Genomic DNA, 23,264 nt, shown 5'->3' on the forward strand with positions numbered 1-23,264 from the left:
CTATCCCGTGGCGCTTGAACACATGGCGAGTAGGAGTGGTCTGAAAACTTGGCGGTGAGTAGTTGCAAATCGAACAGTCGGCGGTTCGATTCCTCTCAAGGCGAAGAATTGCTCGCTTTCTTCCCGGTGGTTCAACTTTGCCAATCTCGTGTGTGATTAAGCATTGAAGTTTGTCCCCTTTCGGCGCGGAAGACTGACCCCGGTTGGTACAGGTTAACACGCTGATCAATTTGCCGTTTCTTCGGCGTGGCGGGGGTCAGCCTTCGGCACCGATGGTGGGGTCAAATGCCACGCCGAAACACACGTCCTACGCCCGTAGCGCCGACGAGATTGGCTAGAAGCCCTTGAGGGGGCAAAGACGATCGTTCATTCCCTGGAGCAGCGGTTCGGTCATTCAGATCCGCGGGAAATCAAAAACGCGCTCGGCAGGCTGGGATCTCGAGATGAGCCGATGAGCGAGCACAACAAGGACGTCGCCCGCGTAACGGAGCGGGCCAACCGGGCAGAACTCAGTCGGGTGTACAAACTCACCCGCGGACTGAAAAAGGGACTGGGTTTGGACATGTAGGTCGTGCGCAAAGAGCGCAGGGCGCGGGCACGGTTCAGCTACTGAAGTTGGTGTAAGCCTTAAGCAGCGACGTCGCCGATAAGTGAGCCAGCCGGAATGTTCCATTCTTTGCTGAGCTTTCGAATCTGATCCAGATTGATTTCCCGCTTGCCGTTCAGAAGATCGGCCGCCCGTGCTTTCGAGCCAATAACCGCCACGAGATCGGCGCGCGTGTAATTATTCGCAGCCATCACCGATTTCACCACCTCAACCGGGCTCGCCGTCGGGATCGGATAGTGCTTGCCTTCGTATTGTTCGATCAGAAGAACAAGCGCATCAAAGTGCGCAGCTTCCTCAGAGCCTTCATCGGGCTCGTTCTCGAAATACGGCCGAACTTCCTTCAATGCGGCGTCATACTCGGCTTCACTCTGAAGCGTCCGAAAAGCTTTCAAATCCAGCATGTCGACTTCCTTTCACGTCAGAGTTCTTTGACGTCAATCGCATCGTACTGGGCGTGTGTCCCGACAAACAGAACGAAAATTCGCTTTGACCGAAAAGCGACCAACCCCACGATGCGATACTTGTTGCCACCGACGTCGAAAACAACCTTGTTACCCGCCACCATGTCAGCCGAGTTAAATGTCTTCTTCAACTCGCTGAAATTGCTCCAGCTCGCCTTCGATGCGGTGGCATACCACTCCGTCATCGCGGCTTCTGCGGTCTCTCTAGGAGCTCCTTTCGGCAAGCTTTTCCAAAAATTGACCAGCGCGGATTTAGCGATAACGTTCACTCTATCTCCTATTTAGCGCGTTCCCAACTTGGAAACAAGTGCGGCGTTCCCAATTTGGAAACTTACTTGTCAGGGCATTCTCAACTACAACCCCTTGATGGACTCGAGCCGATCCGTCATTTGTCCGTCGCGCACTGATACACCGACCTGTGGTAGGCCGACCATGTCGGAAATGGCCGACGTCGTCATCGTCATACACGATCCGAACTCGATCGGGCGCACGCGGAAGCGGGACCGAAGAAGGTGTTGCATCATACCCCTTCTTCGGCAACTTTAAATTGACTTAACCGTCTGTCACGGGCGCTATTTCTGGTGAACCTTCGATACGGGCGTTTAGCCCCGGAGAAATCCATGGCAGTCGTCGACGCTCGAATTTTTATCCTCTGTAAGACTTATCCTTCGCCGCGGCCCGACCGCCGCGGCTGCGGGCGTGACGAATTCCTGCCGACCTCAGCAAATAGTTCTGCGACGCTTACTGAAAGGACGTTCTTCAGAGCCTCCAAGGTAGACACGGTTACGTTTTCCATGCCGCGCTCAATACGCCCGACATAAGAACGGTCGATGCTTGCCTCCAGGCGGAGGGGTTCGAGCTGTCGTCTGCGTTTCTTGTGAAGTTCCAGAAGGCGCTTGCTGAGCTTCCGGTGGGCGACTGCACGGAATATTCCAGGGCCACCGATAGCGCGCTACCGTCCAGTTCTGATGGCGCCGAATGTCTATGCCGGCGCGGCGGCCACGGAGGCGCGCTCGACGACTTCCGTCTTCAGGACCACGCGCGTTGCCTCCGCGCTGTTTCCGTTAAGTCGCTCGACCAATAGCTTGGCCGCCGCTTCGCCAAGGCCGTAGACCGGCTGGCGCACGACTGTGACGGGCGGTGTCGTGACGGACGTCCAGTCCGCGTCGTGAAACGACACCAGCGACAGGTCGGTTGGAATAGTAAGGCCAAGTTCGCGACAGACCTTGAAGACTTCGAGGCCGATCACGCTGTCAGATGCGATTAGCGCTGTCGGACGCCGCGAGGATTTGAGTATGACGGTGGCGATACAGCGGGTGTGTTCCGGTGTCACGGCGCCCACGTGCACCCAGTCTTCCATTCGCTCGAGGCCAGCCTTCTGGCAGACATCGAGGAAACCCTCGATCCGCCGGCGCACAGAGCCGGTATTGATGTCGGTCGGCGCGCGGAAGCGGTGGTCGGGGGTGTCGCAGGCAGTGAGATAAGCAATACGCCGGTGGCCGAGCGCGATGAACCGGCGTGTGATGTTTTCCGCGGCGTGCCGGTCGTCGGCGATCACGGTGTCGATGTCGAGCGTCTCGCTGCCGCGGTCGAGCAGCACGAGCGGCCGGCCGGAGCGTGCGGCTTCCCGCAAATGATCGGCATCGCTTTCCTTGGCTGGTGAGACGATGAGGCCGTCCACCCGCTTTGCAAGCAGGGTTCGAATTGCGGATCTTTCCGTATCAGCGTCTTCGCCAGAATTGATCAGGATGACGGTGAAGCCGGCCTGCCGTGCCACATCGCTGATACCGCGCATCGCAAGGCTGAAGAACGGATTCTCGATATCGCCCACCACCACGCCGATCGTGCCAGAGCGCCCCGTCGTCATACTGCGGGCCAGTTCGTTCGGCTGGTAGTCGAGGGCTCGGGCGGCGGCGGTCACGGCATCGCGCACATGGTCGCTTACGGTTCCATAGCCACCCAACACGCGCGCGGCGGTCGCCTTCGAGACGCCCGCCTTGCGGGCGACGTCTGCGACCGTGACGGAGGAGGATCGGGGCGGGCTTTGGTCCATGGAAGTTAGCCATACAAGAGATATTGACGACTGGCAAATGCGAAGATAACAATTGAGAAAAGTCAAAGAGACCGGTCTCTTTTTATTTGAGACCGGTCTCATAGTGAGAATAGCGAAATCCCGGCATGCGATGGCATCGGGCCGGACGAGCGGGTCGTACCGTCGTCCGGGTGGGACCCGTGCGGCTTAAAGACATCGCAGAGAACACCACCAGAGGAGACGAAATCGATGAAACTATCAGAAGCCATCACTTCCCCCCTTGCCTGCATGCGGGCGACCGCCGCTGCAATCGCCCTCGGCGTCATGGCAGGCGTAACGGCGCCGGCCGTAGCGCAGGATAATTCCCTCGGTCTGATCGATCCGGCCGTGATCAGCGTCGGCACGATGGGCGATGCCAAGCCCTATGCCTTCACTACCGCCGACGGCAACTTCACCGGCTTCGACATCGAGCTTTTCCTCAACGTTGCCGAGCGCATGGGCTTCAAGAAGGAGCAGGTGATCTTCACTGGCCAGGAATTCTCCGCCCTGATGCCTTCGGTTGCCAACAGCCGCTTCGATGTCGCGGCGGCCGCCATAGGTACGACGGATAAGCGCAAGCAGACCGTCGATTTCTCGGATGGCTATCTCGCTGGTTTCCTCACCGTGCTGACGTCGGATGCCGGCATCACCGATGCGGCTGGCCTCAAGGGCAAACGCCTTGGCGTCGTCCAGGGCACGCTGCAGGAAATCTACGCCGAGAAAAATTTCACCGCTGCCGACCTCGTGAAGTTCCCGGACAACAATTCCGCCGTCTCCGCGCTCAACAACGGCACGGTCGATGCCCATTTCCTCGACTACGAAGCGGCCAAGGACTACGCGGCGCGATATCCGGAGCTGAAGGTTGCGGTCAACATTCCGAGTTTCGACGCGCCAGCCGGCTTTGTGATCCGCAAGGGCAATGACGCACTGCGCGAGTCGCTTAACAAGGGGCTCCAGGCAGCCATGCAGGACGGCACTTGGAAGACGCTGCACGAAAAATGGTTCCCGGGCACGCCGATGCCGGATCAATACCTTCCCAAGCAGTGATGCCGCCTTCCGGTCCGGCCTTTCCCGGTCGGACCGGCCTTTCTTTCAAGGGATCCCCTGATGAACTGGCTTGAAAACCTGCGCCGTAGCTTCCTCGACTGGAACGCGATGGCCGAAGTCCTGCCGACCATGATCACGGTCGGGCTGAAGAATACCCTGATCCTTGCGGCGGCCTCCACAGTGCTCGGCGTCGTGATCGGAATGGTGCTCGCCATCATGGGCATTTCGCGCTCGGCCTGGCTGCGCATACCGGCCCGCATCTATACGGACGTCTTCCGCGGCCTGCCGGCCATCGTCACCATCCTGCTGATCGGCCAGGGATTTGCGCGCATTGGCCGCGAACTGTTCGGCCCTTCGCCTTATCCGCTCGGCATTCTGGCGCTCAGCCTGATTGCCGGCGCCTATATCGGTGAAATCTTTCGCTCGGGCATCCAGAGCGTCGAGCGCGGCCAGATGGAAGCCTGCCGGGCGCTCTCGATGAGCTATGGGCAGGGCATGCGGCTCATCGTCGTGCCACAGGGCGTGCGCCGCGTGCTGCCGGCGCTTGTCAACCAGTTCATCGGCAACGTGAAGGATTCCAGCCTCGTCTACTTCCTCGGCCTGCTGGCCTCCGAGCGCGAGATCTTTCGCGTTGGCCAGGATCAGGCCGTCGTGACCGGCAATCTTTCGCCGCTGCTGCTTGCGGGCGTCTTCTACTTGGTCGTCACCGTGCCGCTCACCCACGTTGTTAACGCGATCGACAATCGCCTAAGACTCGGCAAGCAGCGGCCGGCAATCATCACCAGCGGGCTGGAAGAAGTCAGCGAGCTCGATGCTGCTAGCCGTACCTCCGGGGCGAGCTTCAAGGGCGGTAGCCTGGACGTCCGCCAACTCGGTATGGCCTATGGCGAGTTGGACGTGCTGAAGGGTGTCGATCTTTCGGTAAAACCCGGCAGCGTCACCTGCATCATCGGCCCGTCCGGTTCCGGCAAGTCAACGCTTCTGCGCGGCCTCAACCGGTTGGTCGAGCCGAAGAGCGGCGATATCCTGATCGACGGTGAAAGTATCCTCGCCATGAAGCCGGAGCGGCTGCGCCGTCGGGTGGGCATGGTCTTCCAGCACTTCAACCTCTTCCCGGACCACACTGCGCTCGAAAACGTCATGCTGTCGCTGACGAAGATCAAGGGGCTGCCGAATGCCGAGGCCGAGCGCATTGCCAAGGCGCGGCTCGCCGATGTCGGCCTTGCCAGCCGTCAGCATCACCGGCCGGGCGGACTCTCGGGCGGCCAGCAGCAGCGTGTCGCCATTGCCCGCGCGCTGGCGATGGAGCCCGAGGTCATCCTGTTCGACGAGGTCACGAGCGCGCTCGATCCCGAACTGGTCAAGGGCGTACTCAACCTCATGGCCGATCTCGGCAGCCGTGGCATGACAATGGTCGTCGTCACGCATGAAATGGGCTTTGCCCGCCGTGTCGCCGATCAGGTCGTCTTCATGGACGAAGGACGTGTCGTGGAGGCTGGAACGCCCGAAGCGATTTTCGACAATCCGCAAAGTCAGCGCCTTCAGCGTTTCCTTGCGGAAGTGCTCTGAGCCCGGCTCAAGGAGAAGACCATGACACACACGATACGATGGGGTGTGCTGGGTTGCGCGGGGATCGCCGTCAAGGCGGTAATCCCGGCCATCCAGTCGAGCCGGCTGGGGAGGGTTGCGGCCATCGCCTCGCGCGACCTGAGGAAAGCGGAAGAAACGGCGGCGGCGTTCGGAATTCCCAAGGCTTATGGCAGCTACGAAGCGCTGTTGGCCGATCCCGAGATCGATGCGATCTACAATCCGCTACCCAATCATTTGCATGTGCCGCTGACGATCAAGGCGCTGGAAAACGGCAAGCCGGTACTCTGCGAAAAGCCGATTGCGCTCGATGCCGCAGAAGCCGTGACGCTGGCGGCAGCGCAAAAGTCGGCCGGCCTACCGGTCGCCGAAGCTTTAATGGTGCGTCATCATCCGCAATGGAAGAAGGCCCTAGCGCTTGTCGCAGAGGGACGGCTTGGCGAGGTGAGGGCGATCCAAACGATCTTCTCCTACCATCTCGAGGATCCGGAGAACGTGCGCAACCAGGTCGATATCGGTGGCGGCGGCCTGTTCGACGTCGGGTGCTATGCCATCAATACGGCCCGTTTCCTATTCGGTGCCGAGCCGCTCCGGGCGATCGCCCTGATGGACCGCGATCCGGTCTTCGGCACGGACCGGCTGACGAGCGGACTCCTAGCGTTCCCCGGCGGACGGCAGCTTGCCTTCACCTGCGCGACGCAACTCTCGCTAACCCAGAAGGTGACGATCCTCGGCACCCGCGGCCGGATCGAGATTCCGATCCCGTTCAACGCACCGACGGATGCGGCGACCGTGATCATGGTCGATGACGGCCGCGACCTTGTTGGCGGCGGGCGCGACGAGATCGCCATCGAACCGATCGACCAGTACCGCCAACAGGCTGACGCCTTCGCTGCGGCCATTCTTTCCGGTGAACCGCTTTCCTCGAGCCTGGACGATGCCATCGCCAACATGAAGGCGATCGACGCCCTCATTCGCTCGACGGAGAGCGGGCGCTGGGAGGCGCCCTGATTTTCTCGGATCTTCATGACCAACAGATTGAAAGACATGACCATGAACGACAACACCATCACCTCGGCGGTGATCATCGGCGCCGGCATTTTCGGCGTTTCTACCGGCCTGCAGCTGGCCCGGCGCGGCATTCGCGTCACGATAATCAACGACGGCCCGCCGGCCAATGGCGCGTCTGGCCGCTCGCTCTCCTGGCTGAATTCGGCGCGGATGCGCTCGGAGCCCTATCATCGTCTACGCATGGCCGGCATCGACCGCTACCGCACCCTTTCCGCGCGGCATCCTGATGCTGACTGGCTTCGTTTCGACGGCGGCCTCACCTGGGATGCAGACGACGAACGAAACGAGGTCGATGCTGCCTACCGCCACGAGGTTTCGCTCGGTTATGACGCCCGGCATCTGGCGGCAACTGATGTCGCATCAGTGACGCCAGGCCTTGATGCGAGTGCGATCACGCCACAGGGCGCGATCTTCAACCCGGGCGAGGGCTGGGTCGACCTGCCGGTCCTGATCGACCTGCTGCTTAAGGAGTTTGCCTTGTTCGGCGGCGCGCTTGTAACCGATCAGGGCGCGGCACGGGTCGTGATCGAGGGCGGTCGGGCAGTCGGCGCGGAAACATCGACGGGCGGCCGCTTCCTGACGGATGCTGTGGTCCTTGCCACCGGTCCGGCTGTGCCGAAGATGGCATCTGAAGCGGGGCAGACTATTGGCGACGGAACCCCGACTGCCCTGCTGGTGCAGACCAAACCACTCGCCCATCCCCTGCGCGCCGTCCTCAACACGCCACGCGTCGCCGTGCGTCCGGCGCCGGGCGGCACCTTCTCGGTGGACGCCGACTGGGCGGCCGACGAGGGCGTGAAGGTTCGTGACGATGGTGGTTACGAGATCGACGAGGCGGTGGTTGAGGCCCTTTTGGCGGAGGCATCCAAGGTGATGGAGGGCAATCCACAGCTTGAGGCCGCTTCCATCGGCGTCGGCGGCAAGCCGATCCCCGGCGACGGCGAACCAGTGCTGGGAGCCCTCAAGGCCATCCCTGGCTATTACATCGCCTTCAGTCATAGTGGCGCGACGCTGGGCCTCATCGTTGGCGAACTGCTTGCTTACGAGGTCGCGACCGGCGCTGAGCACCCCATGCTCGCTCCCTTCCGCCCGGATCGGTTCAAGTCATAATACGAAGCCGCTATACAAATCAGACCCCGTGCCAGGGTGCGCGTTTTGTCGCCATGAGGCGCGACGATTATCCGGTATGCGTGTCCCGCCAGATTACACTCGATCGAAGTAAATGGTTTGATATGGAGTGGACGATCTTTCGATCGGCCAGTTCATATCTATGAGACATGTATTGATGTCGTTCTTTCATGAATCGGAAACAGGGGCCACTTGACTCGCGGCAGCGGGTCTTGAGACACTTTGGTTGTCAGGCATCTTACATAAACGGGGATCCAAACTGACGGATCACAAGGAGGACCACATGAAAAAGCTCTTCATGCGACTGACCGTAGGTGTTGCCTTTGTCGCTGCCGCCTTATCGGCCCATGCTGGCGAGACGTTGGATCGCGTCATGGAAAAGAAGGCGATGGTCGTCGCCACCAACAGCGGTTGGCCGCCCCAGAGCTATCTCGACGACAGCAACGAGATGGTCGGCTTCGACATCGACGTGTCGCGCGAGATCGCCAAGCGACTCGGCGTCGAGGTGAGCTTCGAGACGCCGGACTGGGCGACGCTCACGGGCGGGCGCTGGCAGGGCCGTTACGACCTTGGTGTCGGTTCGGTCACACCCACTAAGGCCCGCGCGCAAGTGATCGATTTCGTCGGCATCTACTACTACAGCCCATATGTGTACGTCGTGCACAAGGACAGCGACGCCAAGACCGTCACCGACCTCAACGGCAAGGTGGTCGGCGTCGAAACGGCGACGACCTCGGAAGACTTCATCAACCGCAAGCTGGAAATCGACGCCCCAGGCCTGCCGCCGATCGAATACAAGCTCGAGCCGGGTGAGGTCCGCACCTTCGCCGATTCCATGTTGCCCTTCGACGACCTGCGCCTCGGCGCTGGCGTTCGCCTCGATGCGGTGATCGCACCCGAGCAGACCGCGATGAATGCCATCAAGAATGGCTATCCGGTCAGGGTTCTCGAAGGCGAATATGCCTTCCGTGAGCCGCTCGTCGTTATCGCCGAGAAGGTCGATCCGGAGTGGACGGCCAAGGTCGGTGGTATCGTTGAAGAGATGAAGAACGACGGTACGCTCGGCCAGCTCACCACCAAGTGGTATGGCAAGGACTACAGCGCCGACTGATAAACACCGGTGCGGGCGTCCTTTCGCCCGCATCCTTTCGTTCGAAGGGGGGCGCATGCCGATGACTTATCCAGACACCTACTATAAACGAACGATGGCGGACCGGACGGCGCGACCAGCCCTTTCGGGTACGGTCGAATGTGACGCGGTCATCGTCGGCGGAGGCCTTGCCGGCCTTTCGACGGCGCTGCAGCTTGCTCGCGCCGGTAAGCGCGTCACGGTGCTGGAGGCCGAGAGCGTCGGCTTCGGAGCGTCCGGCCGCAATGGCGGGTTCGTCAGCCCCGGTTATGCGACCGGCGGCGACGACATTGCCCGCGTCACCGGCGAGGATGCGGCGCGCAAGCTGCACCTCCTCTCCGTTGAAGGCATGGAATTCATCCGCGAGAACATCAAGACGCTCGGCATCGATAATGCGAAGCCAGAACCGGGCATTATCAGCGTTCTGCGTTACGACGATGGCGCGAGCCTCAAAGCCTATGCCGAGGAGGTAAGCCACGAGTACGGCTACGAGCTCGAATATATGGACCGCGACGCCGTGCGTGCTGTGCTGAAATCCGAGCGTTACTTCCAGGCATTGCGCAATCCGACTGCCTTCCATATGCACCCGCTTAACTATCTGCGTGCCATCGCGGCGGAGATCGAGCGGCTTGGTGGGCGCATCTGCGAGCAGTCGCTGGCGACTTCGGTGGATTCTTCCGGTTCCGAAAAACGTGTGAAAACCGCACGGGGCGAGGTGAAGGCGCGTGACGTCGTCTTCACGACGGGTGGTTATACCGGTTCGCTGAATGGCAAGTTGAAGCGTTCCTATCTGCCGATTGCCACCTATGTGATGGTCAGCGAGGAGGCGCCGGAGCTGATCGCCACGGCGATCGCCACGAAGAACGCCATCGGTGACAACCGCCGGGCCGGTGACTACTACCGCCTCGTCGACGGCGGCCGCCGGATCCTCTGGGGCGGGCGTATCACCACGCACGCTGCCTCGACTGCTGGGCTCGTGAAGGAACTGCGGGCCGAAATGGTCGATACCTATCCGCAACTCGCCGGACTCAAGACGGAGCTCGCCTGGTCAGGTCTCATGTCCTATGCCCGTCACCTGATGCCTCAGATCGGACGTATGAGCCCAGGCATCTGGTACTGCACCGCCTTTGGCGGTCACGGCCTCAACACCACGGCGATCGGCGGCAAGGTCGTTGCCGAGGGCATATTGGGGACAAGCGAACGTTACAAGCTTTACGAGCCCTTCGGTCTCGTCTGGGCCGGGGGCCTTGCCGGGCTTGCGGTGGCACAGCTCACCTACTGGAAACTCCAGGCGCAGGACTGGTGGCGCGAGCGTGCGGCTTAAGCAGCTTCTACAACAAAAAGGGGCGGAATATGATTGGTCGACTGATACTCACCTATCCCGAAGCGTCGCGCCGGGCCGGCGGCCTGCTAATCCTTGCGATCGTCGTGGCGATCCTTTACGCCCTCGGGGTCAGTTCCGCCTGGATCGGCCATGTTCTGCCGTCCTCGACAGACTGGCTGAAGGAGAACCCTGCGATCAGCCGCGTCGTCTCGTCGGTGCTGATCGCGCTCATCGTCGCCGCTAACTGGAAGGCGCTGCGCCAGCTGTCACGCCGCCAGCAGATCGTCGCCGTCTGGATCGAGCTGTTCGCGCTCCTGATGCTGTTCTTCTACTCCTTCGATCTTTCCTTCGCCTTCATCGCCAAGAAGATCGGCTTCCTCATCACGCAGGGCGTGACGACGACGCTCTTCATTTCGGCGATTTCGATCGTCATCGCCACCATCATCGCGCTGGCCGGCGCCATCGCGAAACTCTCCAACAATGGCGTGATCTACGGGCTTGCAACGTTCTATACGTCGCTTTTCCGCGGACTGCCGCTGCTCATGCAAATCTACATCATCTATCTCGGCCTACCGCAGGTGGGTTACGTGATCGGCGCCGTACCGGCCGGCATTCTCGCGCTCTCGCTCTGCTACGGCGCCTACATGACTGAAATTTTTCGCGCCGGCATCCAGAGCATCAATCGCGGGCAGACGGAGGGCGCGACCGCGCTCGGTCTCAGCCCGGCGCAGACGATGATGCTGGTCATCTTGCCGCAGGCCATGCGCGTCATCATCCCGCCGACCGGCAACCAGTTCATCGCAATGCTGAAGGATTCCTCGCTGGTTTCTGTCGTCGGCGTCTGGGAAATCATGTATCTCGCCCGCACCCAGGGCCAGACGGAATTCCGACATATCGAAATGCTGATCACCGCCTCCATGATCTACTGGACCCTTTCGATTTGCCTGGAATATGCCCAGTCCTGCATCGAGGAAAGGTTTGGCCGCTTCAATGTCCGCTGAGGCATCCGTGGCAGACAGCGACGGCACTCCGGTCGTGCCGTCGAACGGTCGGGGCGCGCTGCTCGTGCTCGCCGCCTTCTTTGTGTTCTCCGCAACCGATGCGATCGTCAAGATCATGGCCAGAACGATGCCGGCGCCGCAGGTGACCTTTTTCGTCACCATTGCAGCTCTCCTTCTGCTCCTGGCCCATGCACTCGCGACTGGCCGTCTTCGCCGCCTCATCCCGCGCCAGCCGTCGCTCGCTTTCTGGCGAGCGCTGCTGCTGGCGCTTGATACGCTGCTGATCCACTATGCCTTCGCCAAGTTGCCGCTTGCGGAAGCCTATCTTATCGCCTTCCTGACGCCGATCCTGGTGGCGATGCTGAGCTTCGTCTTCCTCGGGGAGCGGCTGTCGCGCATCGGCTGGGCCGGTGTGCTGATTGGCTTTGCCGGCGTCGTCGTGGCGCTGAAACCGGGCGTCGCGCCGCTCAATCTCGGCCATCTCGCCGCCTTTGGGTCCGCCGTGCTTTTTGCGCTGTCGTTAATCCTGCTGCGCCGGGCGAAGGTGGCAGAAACGGATGAAGCGCTGGTTGCCAGCCTGCTCGTCGTCATGACGCCTGTCGCCTTCGCTGTTGCGGCTGTTTCGGGCGAGCCAGCTCCGCTTGGCCTTTCCGATCTTGGCTTCTCAGTCGCAGGCGGTGCCTTGATGCTGGGCGGACATGCGTTGCTGGTGCGCGCTTTCCGTGTTGGCGAGGCTTCGGTCGTTGCGCCGTTCCAGTACAGTCAGATCATCTGGGGCTGCTTCTACGGCATGTTCCTCTTCGCCACGCCGTTAGAGCTGTACACGCTGCTGGGCGCGGCAATCATCATCCTGTCCGGCTGGCTTGTCCTGAAATGGCCTTGAGGGCAGTAGGTTTCGTGCGGCTGTGCCGGGCAAGAAGATGTTTTCTGCGCCCGCCGAAAGGCAGGAGGAGATCACCGTTTCGATCCGGTTCTGCGAGCCGAGACGCCCGGCTGCATGCGCAGGAATCACTGTTCGTCGAACTTCAGCATGGACATGTCTTCATTGCCATGGATCAAAAAGTTGTAAGACAACGGACATTGTGGATGTCGCCTGTCAAGGCGACCCTTGGGGATCCAGCGGCTGGAAGTGCAACATCTCGTGCACGGTTGCTGCATGCGCCATACACTTGACCATCCCGGATTTGTCAGACAAGGAAGTTGCAACGACAATGAATGACGAGGCACGCCGGTGGAGGAACCCCTTCGCGATTCACGCACCCTCGCTGTCCAGCTCCGGGACCGGATCGCCGATCTTATCAAAGATAAAGGGCTGAAGCCGGGCGACAGGTTGCCGACCGAAGCACAGCTGACGCAGCGGTTCAAGATTTCCCGGCCGGCGCTGCGCGAGGCGCTGAAACTGCTCGAACAGGACGACGTGATCAATGTCGAGCACGGCCGCGGCCGGTTCGTCTCGGCGCTCTCGGCCGTGCAGGTCGATCGACCGATCACCGTCTTCGAGAGCGTCACAGACATGGCGCGGCACTACGGCTACCGGACGGTCAACAAGGTGCTTTCGATCTCCGAGGAGGCGCCGGACGCGTGCGTGGCCGAGAGCCTAAGGCTTGAACCGGCGGACCGCGTGATCCGTATCGAGCGCATCCGCCTGCACGAGGAAGAGCCGATCCTCTACTGCATCGACTACATGCCGCGCAGCCTCATCGAAGGGCGCCTCTACGAGATCGACTGGAGTGGTTCGCTGATGCAGCTCATGGAGGAATACGGCAACCGCCCGCGCATGTCGGCGGCCAGCGTTTCCGCCGTCATGCTTCCGGACGACGTGGTCGAGCGGCATGGTCTGAAGGACTTCGGCCCGGCACTTCTCATCACCGAAACCTGTTTCAACTCCGCCGGCGCGCCGGTGAACTACGCCATCGACTACCATCGCGGCAGCCATTTCTCCTTCAGCCTCGTTCGTAAATGATGTCGCTGTGGGGGCAGGAACCGTCCGTCACCCGCATGACTAGGCGAACCGGCTGCCCGAAGCTACAAGGGGATCGCGAAGCGTCCTGCTTGTACGATTGGAGGTGACATGGTTCGGAAACCGGCGACATTGAAAGATGTGGCGGCGCTGGCCAATGTGTCGCGCGCAACGGCCGCCCGGGCTCTCAACAGTTACGGATATGTCGGCGACGAAACCGCCCAGAAGGTCCAGGCTGCCGCGGAAAAGCTCGGCTATCGCGGTAACCGCCTCGCGCAGGCGCTGCGCAGCGGGCAATTGCCGATCGTCGGCTGCATCCTCGGCGATATCCAGAACCCGTTCTTCGCCCGCATCGCGCACGATATCGAGGTCCTCGCCCGCGAGTGCGGGCACAATCTCGTCATCGGCAGCAGCGAGGAGGAGTTGGCGCAGGAAATTTCCCTTCTGGCGAGCCTCCGGTCGCTCAGCATCCGCGGCTTCATCGTCGCGCCGACCTCGCAGGGCAATAACGCCCACCTGCAGGGTCTGATCGACGAAAACGTGCCGCTGGTACTGATCGACCGTGTCGCCGAGGGCGTCGATTGCGACAGCGTCGTCGTCGACAACGAGGGCGGCGCCCGCAAGGCCGTCGAATACTTGATCGGCATGGGCCATACCCGCATCGGCCTGTTGCAGGACGACATGCGTATCTTCACCTCACGCGAGCGCAGGAGCGGCTATAGGTCGGCGCTCGCCGCCGCCGGGATCGCGGCCGACGACCGCATGGTAGCCGTTTCGCAATCCACCGTGGAGCACGCGGTCGATGCGACCATACGGCTCTTCAGCCAGAAGTCCCCGCCGACGGCGCTTTTCACCGTCGACAGCCTGATGACCCAGGGGGCGCTCCTGGCCTTCCGTTCCATGGGCGTTTCCATCCCGCACGACGTCTCCCTCATCGGTTTCGACGACTTCAATCTGGCAACTTTCACCGATCCGCAGATTACCGTCGTCTCGCAGCCCGTCTCCGAAATCGGCCGCGCGGCCGCCCGCGTGCTGTTCGAAAGGCTCGCCGGCAAGGACGAGGCGCCGCAGAAAATCCGCTTTGAAACCAAGCTGATAGTTCGCGGCTCGGTCAGCCGCCGCAGCGGCGTCTGAGCGCCGCAACCCCCGCCTCAAAAAATTCGAGACGCCCACTTGCCAGCGCGAAAGTCTTGTGCGTTAAATATATGTGAGATCGATCTCACATCGTCTCAAAGTTTATTCGCGCGGGCACGCCACCTCGCTTCGAAGGCGATTTCGCGCAGCGCAAAACGGGAAGGTACAAATGCTCAACTTTGATAGAGATCGCTTTGTGAAGATACAAAGCGGTGCAGTCGCAATCGCCGACGACATGCGCGCCCTGATGCGCGGTATGCTCGACGACGGTCTGGAACGCATTTTCTTCATGGGGACCGGCGGCGTGCAGTTCCTCACCCAGCCGGCCATCGAGCTTGCGCGCGCTTTGACGGTATTCCCGGTTTCGGCGGCCTATTCGGCGCAGGTCGTGCTGGAGCCCCCGGCCGGCCTGAACGAGAAGGCGCTGGTCGTCCTGCCCTCGCTGTCCGGCACAACCAAGGAAAGCGTGCAGCTCCTGTCCTTCCTCAAGGAGCGTGGCGTCAGGACGCTGTCGCTCACCGGCCACAAGGACACGCCGCTCGGCCGTGACGCAGACCACAACTTCACCAATTTCGCCGAGGACGATACCTCCTCGGAATCCTTCTATCTGCAGACCCTGATCATCGTCCTCGCGCTTTTGGCCGAGCGCGGCGAATATCCCGATTTCGATGCGACGGTGACAGAACTCAAGCTGCTGCCGGAACTGCTGGTTTCGGTGAAGGAAGGCTATGAGGCGGATGCCGCGGCTCTCGCCAGGGACATCAAGGACGAGACCTACCACATCTTCACGGGCGCGGGCGCCGCGTGGCCGGAAGCCCACTATTACGGCATGTGCATACTCGAAGAGATGCAGTGGATCCGCACCCGCCCGGTCCATGCGTCGGACTTCTTCCACGGCACGCTCGAACTGCTGGAGCCGGGTGTCAGCCTGTTCATCTTCAAGGGCGAGGATGCTTGCCGGCCGCTCACCGAGCGTGTCGAGAATTTCGCCCGGCGCTACACCGACAAGGTGCGTGTCCTCGATGCGGCGTCCGCCAGCCTGCCGGGCGTTTCCGCCAAGACCCGCAGTGTGATCTCCCCGGTCCTCCTCGCGACCATGCTGGAGCGCTTAAGCGCCCACCTGGAAGTCCTGCGCGATCATCCGCTGACGACGCGCCGCTACTACAAGCGCGTCGAATATTGAGGTTCCCCCGGTCCGGCGAACGCGCCGGACCGGGATGCCGTCTTGCATGCCCCAGGTAACGAAAGAAGAGAGAGGAACTGCGAAATGAAGACCAACACGTTCTTGAGCACGACAAGCCTCGGGTCGCTTGTCGCGGCCGCATTCGTCATCGGCGGCGTCAGCGGCGCAGGCGCGGCCGATCCGGTCGTTGCCGATCCCAATGCCGCGGTCGAATATTCCGGCACGGTCAGCGTGCTTACGAAATTCGGCCTGCAGCAGCTTTCCCCCTTCTTCGTCAATGCCGCCCAGGAATACGAAAAGCTGCATCCCGGCGTGAAAGTGGAACTCATCCAGGAGAGCGACGACAGCGTGAAGGGCAAGACGAAGGCGCTGGTGGCGTCCAATTCGCTGCCCGACGTCTATTTCACCTGGACGGGAAGCTGGGGCGAGAATTTCGTGCGCGGCAACCGCGCCGTCGACCTGACGCCGGTCATCGGCCCGGAAACCGAATGGGGCAAGACGCTCGCCAACGCCGCCGTCTCCGCCTTCCAGTACAACGGCAAGCTTTACGGCATTCCGCTTTATCTCGACGCCAAGTTCATGGGCTACAACAAGAGCCTGTTCGAAAAGGCGGGCGTTTCCGAGCCCAAGACCTTCGACGAGCTCCTGGGTGCCTGCGCTGCGCTGCGCAAGTCCGGCGTCACGCCGGTTTCCTTTGGCAACAAGGAGGGCTGGCCGGGCGTGCACTACGCGGGGCAACTGCTCGCATACAACGTGCCGCAGGCGACCCTCGAAAAGGACTTCGTCCCGGCCACAGCGGAATTTGCCGATCCCGGCTACGTAGCCAGCCTGACGCAGTTCAAGAAGCTGATCGACGAATGCTCCGACGGATCGGGCACCAACGGCTCCTCCTATGCCACGGCCCTGCAGCAGTTCAGCAACGGCCAGTCCGCCATGTACTACCAGGAGATCATCGAGTTCGACCAAGCGACGGCCGACGGCGCGCTGAAGCGCGAGGACTTCGGCTTCTTCAAGCTGCCGGCGCCCGCCGACGCCAAGGGCGACGTCAAGTCCATCGAGGGCGCGCCCGAGGGATACATGATCAGCGCCGCCTCGAAGAACATTCCGCTGGCGATCGACTTCATGCGGTTCGTCACCTCGGCCGACAACGGCAAGGTGCTTTCGGCGCCGCCCTACGGCCAGCCGAGCGCGACGGTCGGCGGCTATTCCGCCGATGCCATGAACCCCGCGGTCGTCGACGGCCTGAAGGTGATCGCCGATTCCTCCTATCTCATGCCCTGGCTCGACACGGCCAATCCGCCGCGCGTGGCGGCAGCCTGGCTTTCGGGCCTCCAGGCGCTGATCGGCGGCACCATGACACCTGAAGAGGTCATGGGACGGGTCAAGGAAGCGGCGGCTTCGTCCAAGTAGGAACAGGCCGACGATGACTGTCATGAAGCAAGACTACAAAGGTGAAGCCGTCAAAATCGGCTTCGCCGGGCCGGGCCGGCCTGAAAAAGACCGGCTCGGTCCGTTCGCCGGGATCCCGTCCTTCCGCTGGGTCCTTATCGCCTTCGTCCTGATCCTCTGGTTCGTCTATTACCCGATCATCGACAACTTTCTCGTCAGCACGCGGAACCAGGACATCTTCACGGGGCAGACTGACTTCGTCGGGCTCGACAATTACCGGCGCCTGCAGGACGATCCGGTCGTATTGACGGCGATCGTCAACAACACGCTCTATGCGGTCATCTCCGTCATTTTTCAGGTTTTCGGCGCGTTCGTGCTCGCCGCGCTCATCGAGGGGCTGAGCGAAGAGAGATGGCGCCGGTTCTGGCGCGCCGTCTATTTCATACCCTCGGCCATCTCGATCACCGTCACCGGCCTCCTGTTCTATTTCATCTACCAACCCGATATCGGCCTTCTGGATTCAGCGCTGACGCAGATCGGGCTGGCGGATTGGTCGCGCGCCTGGCTCGGCGAGGAGGGAACCGCGATCTACGCCATCATCGCCATGAGCCAGTGGCAGGGTTTTGGATATTCCACGCTGCTGTTCGCCATCGCGATCCAGAAGATCCCGCGCGAACTCTACGACGCGGCGATCATGGACGGCGCGGGAACCTGGAGGCGCCTGTGGAACATCACCTTTCCGCTGACCCGCGAAATGACCGGCCTCATGGTGATCGTCACGATCACCGGCGCATTCCAGGTCTTCAACGAGGTCATGGTGATGACCGGCGGCGGGCCGAACAACAGTAGCCAGGTGCTGGGCACATGGCTCTACCAACAGGGCTTCATCGAAAACGACTTCGGCTACGGCGCGGCCATCGCATCGGTCATCTTCGTCATCACGCTCATCACCGGCTTCGCGCAGCTCTGGTACACCAAGCGACGGAGGGTCGATCTGTGAGCACGTCCTGCCAACTCCGGGAAACCGGGCGCACCGATTTCGTCGCCGTATTGGCGAAGGTCTGCCTCGTCACCTTCCTCGTCAGCCTCGGCGTCATCGTGCTCTATCCGCTGTTCTGGATGGCACTGAACGGCTTCAAAACCAATGCCGAGATCTTCGGTAATCCGTTCGCGCTACCGGGCGGCTTCAGCATCGCGAACTACATCTCGGCCTGGAACCAGGGCATCCGCAACTATATCGCTACGAGCATCATCGTCACCCTGGGCTCGGCCGTCTGCACGGTGCTGGTCAGCGCCTGGACCGCCTATGGCCTCACCCGCTCGAAACTGCCGGGAAAGCCGTTCTTCGTCGGCATCGTGCTCGGTGGGCTCATGCTGAGCCCGACGGTCGCGGTCATCCCGCTCGTGCGCATGATGCAGGAGCTCGGCCTCTATAACACCTACTGGGCGCTGATCATCCTTTATACCGCCTTCCGCATTCCCTTCACGACCTTCCTCATCCGCGCCTACATGCTCGGACTGCCGCGCGACCTGGACGAGGCGGCCATCATGGACGGGGCGAGCGAAGGCCAGATCTTCTGGCGGGTGACGCTGCCGCTCTGCAAGCCGATCCTGGTCTCTTGCGTGATCCTGCATGTGCTCTTCGCCTGGAACGAATATCTCTTCGCCATGATCTTCACCAGCGGCGCGGACCTCCAGACGTTGCCCGTCGGCCTCACCTCCATCATGGCGAAGCACGGAACGAACTACGCCGTCGTCTTCGCGGCGATGACGCTCTCGGCGCTTCCCATCGTCATTACCTTCTTCGCGGCCCAGCGCTTCTTCATCCGCGGGCTTGCCGAGGGCATCGGAAAATAGGGCAGGGCATTATGTTGAACCGCAAACAGCTCATCGGTGCGAACTTCTCCTTTCAGCACCATCCGTTCCGCTGGACTGCCGAGCACCTGCGCGCCATGGGGTTCGACCGGATGGAACTGTGGGGGATCGCCCCCCATCTCGACCTCTTCCACGACAGCCGCGCGCAACTGGCGGAGGTGAAGGCGATCCTCAGCGACAACGGGCTCACGGTCCGTTGCTTCACCCCCGAGCAGGTTCTCTATCCGGTCAACATCGCCTCGGGCCATAGGTCCTATCGCGAGGCGAGCGTCGGGCGTTTCCTGCACGCCGCCGACATCTGCGCCGAGCTCGGCGCGACTTACCTCTTCCTAACGCCGGGCCGTGGCTTCGAGTGCGAAAGCCGGGACATCGCCTTTGCGCATTCGGTCGCATCCATCAACCGGATTGCGGCGCATGCCAGAAACCTTGGCGTGTCCTGCCTGCTGGAGCCGCTACAACGCGTCGAAAGCAATATCGTCACAAATGCGAACGAGCTTTACGCCCTGTGGCGTGCGCTCGACGACGAGCATATCGACGTGGTTCTCGATCTTGTCGCCATGGCGACGGCGGGCGACAGCGTCGCGGGCTATTTCGAGCGGTTCGCAAAGCGCATCGCCCATGTGCATGTCGTCGACGGGACGCCGGCGGGGCATCTCGCCTGGGGTGACGGCAACCTGCCGCTCGGCGACTATCTCGCCGAACTCGGCGCGCATGGTTTTACCGGCACGCTGACGTTCGAGCCCTTCGGCAACGGAAGCTATGCGCTCGATCCCGTATCCACCTGGCGGCGGTGCCTCGACGCGGTCGCCCCTCATTTCAATCAAGCGGAACAAGCATGAAGAACGCCAATCCTACCCTGATCGCCGTCGGCGACAATTGCCTCGACGCCTATCTGAGCAAGGGCTTCGTCACCGTGGGCGGCAATGCCCTCAATGTCGCCGTGCAGTGGCGCCGGCAGGGTTTGAATGCCCGTTATTTCGGCGCGCTCGGGCCGGACGAGGAAGCGGAGATCATGCTTGGCGCCATTGAGGATGCGGGCCTTACCCGGGCCGATGTCGAAATACGCCCGGGCGCTTCGGCCGTGACGCTCCTGACCGACGACGCCGGCGAGCGGCGCTTTCTCTTAGAATCCCTCGGCGTCGGCGAGGATTATCTGCCGAATGCGGAATGCTACGCGGCGCTGCTGCAGGCCGACTGGGTGCATCTCGGTACCAATTCCAGCGAGCGGCTGGTCCGCCGCCTCGTTGCCGATGGCGTGACGTTCAGCATTGATGTCTCCACGCGGCATTTCGACCTCCCGCTCGAAGGCGTGCCGCTGGTGTTCGCTTCCGGCCCTGAAGACCCTAGCGAGCCGGTCGAGCCGCTGATCGCGCGGTTCAAGGCGGCGGGCGCGCGCCAGGTTGTGATCACCTGCGGCAGGCGCGGTTCCTTCCATGACGATGGCGGCACGCTGTTTCAGGCCGGCTCGGTGCCGGTGGCCGTGGTCGATACCTGCGGCGCGGGGGACAGTTTCATCGCGACTTTCCTTGTGTCACGCTTCTTCGAGATGCTTTCCGGGGAGGCGGCTCTTGACCGTTCTGCCGCGAGGGCAGCGGAAACTTGCACGCATCTCGGTGGATTTCCCCAGCCGATCCAGGCAATTCCCCAATGGTTGCTGGACAAGTACGACAGCGTTATCCGCACGACACAAAGGGCTTGAGCATGAACATCATCAAGATGAGGCCGCCTGTAGCTGCAGCAAAGGGGGACCGCTCCTACTGGCTGCAGAGCATCGATGCGGATGCCGTCGCCGCTCCGTTGCACGGCAGCGAGGACTGCGACGTGGCGATCGTCGGCGGCGGATATGCCGGTCTCTGGACGGCTCTCCGCATAAAGGAGGAAGCCCCGCAGACGCGCGTGACCGTTCTCGAGGCTGACTTCTGCGGGTCGGGTGCTTCGGGCCGCAATGGCGGTCAGGTTCACAGCTGGTTTGCGGAAATTGACACGCTGCGGGCGCTTGTGGGTGAAGATGAAGCGCTCATGCTGTGCCGGGCGACCACCGATGCCATTGAGGAACTGAGCAGCTTGCAGGCCGCAGGCACCATCGACATGGATCTGCGGCTCGACGGCTGGCTGTGGACGGCAAGCTCGACCGCGCAGGAAGGCGCCTGGGGGCAAGCTTGCAACGTGTGCCGCACGATTGGCGAAGAGCGCTTCCGGCCGCTCCAGCGCACAGAGATCCTGCTCCGCACGGGCTCCGCCGCCTCCTATGTCGGCATCGTGGAGGAGAGGGCAGGGACCGTCCAGCCCGCAAAGCTCGCCCTCGGCCTGCGCCGGTTCGCCCTTTCCAAAGGCGTCGTCATTCGCGAGCACAGTCCGGTTCTCGAAATCGTGCCGGGCGACAGACCGCAATTGCGCACAGCAAAAGGCGTTCTGTCTGCCGGCAAGGTGATCCTTGCCGCAAACGCCTGGCTGTCGGCAATTCCGGAACTGCACCCCTATCTCTATGTGGTCAGCAGCCAGGTCATCGCCACCGCACCTGTACCTGATGTTCTGGACGAAATCGGCTGGACTGACGGCGCCTCGATCTGCGATGCGCAGCATCACGTACTCTACTATCAGCGAACGCCAGGCGGCGAAGTCATCTTCGGGCGTGGCACGGGCGGCATTTCCTTTGGTGACCGCATCGACCATCGATTTAACCGCAGCGCGGATGCGGGGGCAGACAATATCCGCGAAATGCATCGGGTCTATCCGCAGCTCAAAGGGGTGCCGGTTCTCTACGATTGGACCGGACCCATCGACTGCACGGCGCAGCACATGCCGGTTTTTGATCGTCTCAGGGACCACCCGAACATCTTCTATGCCATGGGTTTCAACGGCACGGGCATCGCGCAAGCGCCGGTCGCCGGGAAGATCATGGCAAGCCTTGTCCTCGGCCGCGACGATGTGTGGAGCCGGTGCGGACTGGTTGGCATCGACAGACGGACGCGGTTGCCGCCAGAGCCCCTGCGTTACGCGGGGGCCAGGGTCGTCCGTCGGGCCATTCGCCGGAAGAATGACCTCGAAATCCAAAACCGGAAGCCGGATCGGATAACGCGGTTCCTGGCCGGGCTCGCGCCCTGACGCTGCGGTGTCCTCGCGGGTGAAATCAAGAAAATGGAACGGGAACGATGGCTTACCTGACGCTGAGAAACATACGTAAGTCTTATGCCGATTTTGAAGTGCTGCACGGGATCGACCTCGATATAAAGTCGGGAGAATTCATTGTCTTCGTCGGGCCCTCGGGTTGCGGAAAGTCGACACTGCTGCGTACGATCGCGGGTCTCGAGACGATAACATCCGGCGACCTCGTCATCGACGGGGAGCGGATGAACACGGTGGCGCCTTCCAAGCGTGGCATTTCCATGGTGTTCCAGTCCTATGCTCTCTATCCGCATATGACCGTCTATGAAAACATGGCTTTCGGATTGCGCATTGCCGGCGTGTCGAAGGCAGAGATCGACGAGCGGGTTCAAAAGGCGGCAGAAATCCTGCAACTGAGCAAGTATCTGCAGAGGCTGCCGAAAGCACTTTCGGGCGGACAGCGACAACGTGTCGCCATCGGCCGCGCCATCGTCCGCAATCCACGGGTCTTCCTCTTCGACGAACCGCTTTCCAACCTCGACGCGGCGTTGCGTGTGGCGACACGGATCGAGATCGCCAAATTGAAGCAAAGCATGCCGGATGTGACTATGATCTATGTGACCCACGACCAGGTAGAGGCGATGACCTTGGCCGACCGCATCGTCGTATTCAAGGACGGGAACATCGAGCAGGTTGGAACGCCCCTAGAACTCTACAAGCTACCGGCAAACCTTTTCGTTGCCCAGTTCATCGGCTCGCCCGCGATGAACATTCTCGAAGGCACCGTCGTCGGGAAGTCGGAGGGCGTCACGCACCTCATGCTCGAGTGCGGCGCGGCGCTGGACGTGTCTGCCGATCGCGGGGCGCTGTCAGTGGGCGAAAGGATCAGCATCGGCATTCGCCCTGAAAACACGCAGATCATGGCGTCAAAGGGAAGTGGTCCGGTGCTTACCGGCACGGTCGATTTTGTCGAGCATCTGGGCGAGGTTCAGATTCTTTACGTCGATGTGGCCGGTTCTGCGCAAAAATACCTGATCAAGGCGGCGGACGATAGAGCATACGCAAGAATGGACGCCATCCGGTTCACGGCTCGGGCGCCTGACATCCACATTTTTGACGCGAAAGGTTGCTCCATCGCCGGGCGGATCCCGGAGGCACACGTGTTCGACCAATAGTCCACTTGCCACGGTGA

At 61.6% G+C, this 23,264-nt stretch carries 21 protein-coding genes and 1 pseudogene; 18 read left to right on the forward strand and 4 right to left on the reverse strand.

All coding sequences use genetic code 11. From position 1 onward, the window contains the following. Positions 1–627: 627 nt before the first annotated feature. From BLJAPNOD_RS28670 to BLJAPNOD_RS28685, 4 genes and pseudogenes are all read right to left on the reverse strand, one after another. Positions 628–1,008: a transcriptional regulator gene (locus tag BLJAPNOD_RS28670; RefSeq protein WP_077500354.1), complete on the reverse strand. Its 381-nt coding sequence runs from the start codon at positions 1,006–1,008 to the stop codon at positions 628–630. Positions 1,009–1,025: 17 nt separating this feature from the next. Further along, on the reverse strand, positions 1,026–1,337 hold the full coding sequence (locus tag BLJAPNOD_RS28675; RefSeq protein WP_077500352.1) for a type II toxin-antitoxin system HigB family toxin: 312 nt from the start codon (positions 1,335–1,337) through the stop codon (positions 1,026–1,028). A 392-nt stretch (positions 1,338–1,729) separates the two neighbouring features. Then, positions 1,730–1,924, reverse strand: a pseudogene (locus BLJAPNOD_RS28680) (helix-turn-helix transcriptional regulator); the annotation flags it as partial. Between the two features lie 126 nt (positions 1,925–2,050). Next, positions 2,051–3,121 carry a LacI family DNA-binding transcriptional regulator gene (locus BLJAPNOD_RS28685; protein WP_115422328.1) on the reverse strand — a complete coding sequence of 357 codons (1,071 nt, stop codon included), beginning with the start codon at positions 3,119–3,121 and terminating at the stop codon, positions 2,051–2,053. Positions 3,122–3,349: 228 nt separating this feature from the next. On the opposite strand from BLJAPNOD_RS28685, the gene BLJAPNOD_RS28690 reads away from it, so the two are divergent. The 18 genes from BLJAPNOD_RS28690 (at position 3,350) to ugpC (ending at position 23,247) form a co-directional block, all read left to right on the forward strand. Continuing rightward, positions 3,350–4,186, forward strand: coding sequence for an ABC transporter substrate-binding protein (locus BLJAPNOD_RS28690; RefSeq protein ID WP_077500348.1), 837 nt, complete (start codon positions 3,350–3,352; stop codon positions 4,184–4,186). 60 nt (positions 4,187–4,246) lie between these two features. Further along, complete coding sequence (locus BLJAPNOD_RS36445; protein ID WP_077500346.1) at positions 4,247–5,755, forward strand: amino acid ABC transporter permease/ATP-binding protein; 1,509 nt, start codon at positions 4,247–4,249, stop codon at positions 5,753–5,755. Between the two features lie 21 nt (positions 5,756–5,776). After that, positions 5,777–6,784 (forward strand): Gfo/Idh/MocA family oxidoreductase, encoded by a 1,008-nt coding sequence (locus BLJAPNOD_RS28700; RefSeq protein ID WP_077500344.1) that lies wholly within the window; start codon positions 5,777–5,779, stop codon positions 6,782–6,784. Between the two features lie 42 nt (positions 6,785–6,826). Then, the gene (locus BLJAPNOD_RS28705) at positions 6,827–7,954 is read left to right on the forward strand and encodes an FAD-binding oxidoreductase (protein WP_077500430.1); all 1,128 of its coding nucleotides are present in this window, start codon (positions 6,827–6,829) and stop codon (positions 7,952–7,954) included. 301 nt (positions 7,955–8,255) lie between these two features. After that, entirely contained in the window at positions 8,256–9,083 is an 828-nt protein-coding gene (locus BLJAPNOD_RS28710) for a transporter substrate-binding domain-containing protein (RefSeq protein ID WP_115422329.1), read from the forward strand. A 61-nt stretch (positions 9,084–9,144) separates the two neighbouring features. Next, the gene (locus BLJAPNOD_RS28715; RefSeq protein WP_077500428.1) at positions 9,145–10,425 is read left to right on the forward strand and encodes an FAD-binding oxidoreductase; all 1,281 of its coding nucleotides are present in this window, start codon (positions 9,145–9,147) and stop codon (positions 10,423–10,425) included. Positions 10,426–10,454: 29 nt separating this feature from the next. After that, positions 10,455–11,426, forward strand: a complete 972-nt coding sequence (locus BLJAPNOD_RS28720; protein ID WP_115422330.1) for an amino acid ABC transporter permease — start codon at positions 10,455–10,457, stop codon at positions 11,424–11,426. A 7-nt stretch (positions 11,427–11,433) separates the two neighbouring features. Then, entirely contained in the window at positions 11,434–12,309 is an 876-nt protein-coding gene (locus BLJAPNOD_RS28725) for a DMT family transporter (RefSeq protein ID WP_244611138.1), read from the forward strand. A 348-nt stretch (positions 12,310–12,657) separates the two neighbouring features. Next, positions 12,658–13,389 (forward strand): GntR family transcriptional regulator, encoded by a 732-nt coding sequence (locus BLJAPNOD_RS28730; protein ID WP_077500336.1) that lies wholly within the window; start codon positions 12,658–12,660, stop codon positions 13,387–13,389. Positions 13,390–13,497: 108 nt separating this feature from the next. Further along, positions 13,498–14,520, forward strand: coding sequence for a LacI family DNA-binding transcriptional regulator (locus BLJAPNOD_RS28735; protein WP_077500334.1), 1,023 nt, complete (start codon positions 13,498–13,500; stop codon positions 14,518–14,520). 169 nt (positions 14,521–14,689) lie between these two features. Then, positions 14,690–15,703: an SIS domain-containing protein gene (locus tag BLJAPNOD_RS28740; RefSeq protein WP_077500333.1), complete on the forward strand. Its 1,014-nt coding sequence runs from the start codon at positions 14,690–14,692 to the stop codon at positions 15,701–15,703. Between the two features lie 84 nt (positions 15,704–15,787). After that, positions 15,788–17,113, forward strand: a complete 1,326-nt coding sequence (locus BLJAPNOD_RS28745) for an extracellular solute-binding protein (RefSeq protein ID WP_115422331.1) — start codon at positions 15,788–15,790, stop codon at positions 17,111–17,113. A 13-nt stretch (positions 17,114–17,126) separates the two neighbouring features. Further along, positions 17,127–18,092 (forward strand): sugar ABC transporter permease, encoded by a 966-nt coding sequence (locus tag BLJAPNOD_RS28750; RefSeq protein WP_077500329.1) that lies wholly within the window; start codon positions 17,127–17,129, stop codon positions 18,090–18,092. Beyond that, entirely contained in the window at positions 18,089–18,949 is an 861-nt protein-coding gene (locus BLJAPNOD_RS28755; protein WP_115422332.1) for a carbohydrate ABC transporter permease, read from the forward strand. The genes BLJAPNOD_RS28750 and BLJAPNOD_RS28755 overlap by 4 nt, the downstream gene beginning before the upstream one ends. An 11-nt stretch (positions 18,950–18,960) precedes the next feature. Continuing rightward, a complete protein-coding gene (locus tag BLJAPNOD_RS28760; protein WP_077500325.1) occupies positions 18,961–19,806 on the forward strand; it encodes a sugar phosphate isomerase/epimerase family protein in 846 nt (281 codons plus the stop codon). Continuing rightward, the gene (locus BLJAPNOD_RS28765; protein ID WP_077500323.1) at positions 19,803–20,666 is read left to right on the forward strand and encodes a PfkB family carbohydrate kinase; all 864 of its coding nucleotides are present in this window, start codon (positions 19,803–19,805) and stop codon (positions 20,664–20,666) included. Before BLJAPNOD_RS28760 ends, BLJAPNOD_RS28765 begins: the two co-directional genes overlap by 4 nt. A gap of 2 nt (positions 20,667–20,668) precedes the next feature. Further along, entirely contained in the window at positions 20,669–22,072 is a 1,404-nt protein-coding gene (locus tag BLJAPNOD_RS28770) for an FAD-binding oxidoreductase (RefSeq protein ID WP_115422333.1), read from the forward strand. Between the two features lie 47 nt (positions 22,073–22,119). Then, a complete protein-coding gene (gene ugpC, locus BLJAPNOD_RS28775; RefSeq protein WP_115422334.1) occupies positions 22,120–23,247 on the forward strand; it encodes a sn-glycerol-3-phosphate ABC transporter ATP-binding protein UgpC in 1,128 nt (375 codons plus the stop codon). The last annotated feature ends 17 nt before the right edge of the window (positions 23,248–23,264 follow it).

The sequence above is a fragment of the Ensifer sp. M14 genome, assembly GCF_003355565.1.
Lineage (GTDB): Bacteria > Pseudomonadota > Alphaproteobacteria > Rhizobiales > Rhizobiaceae > Ensifer.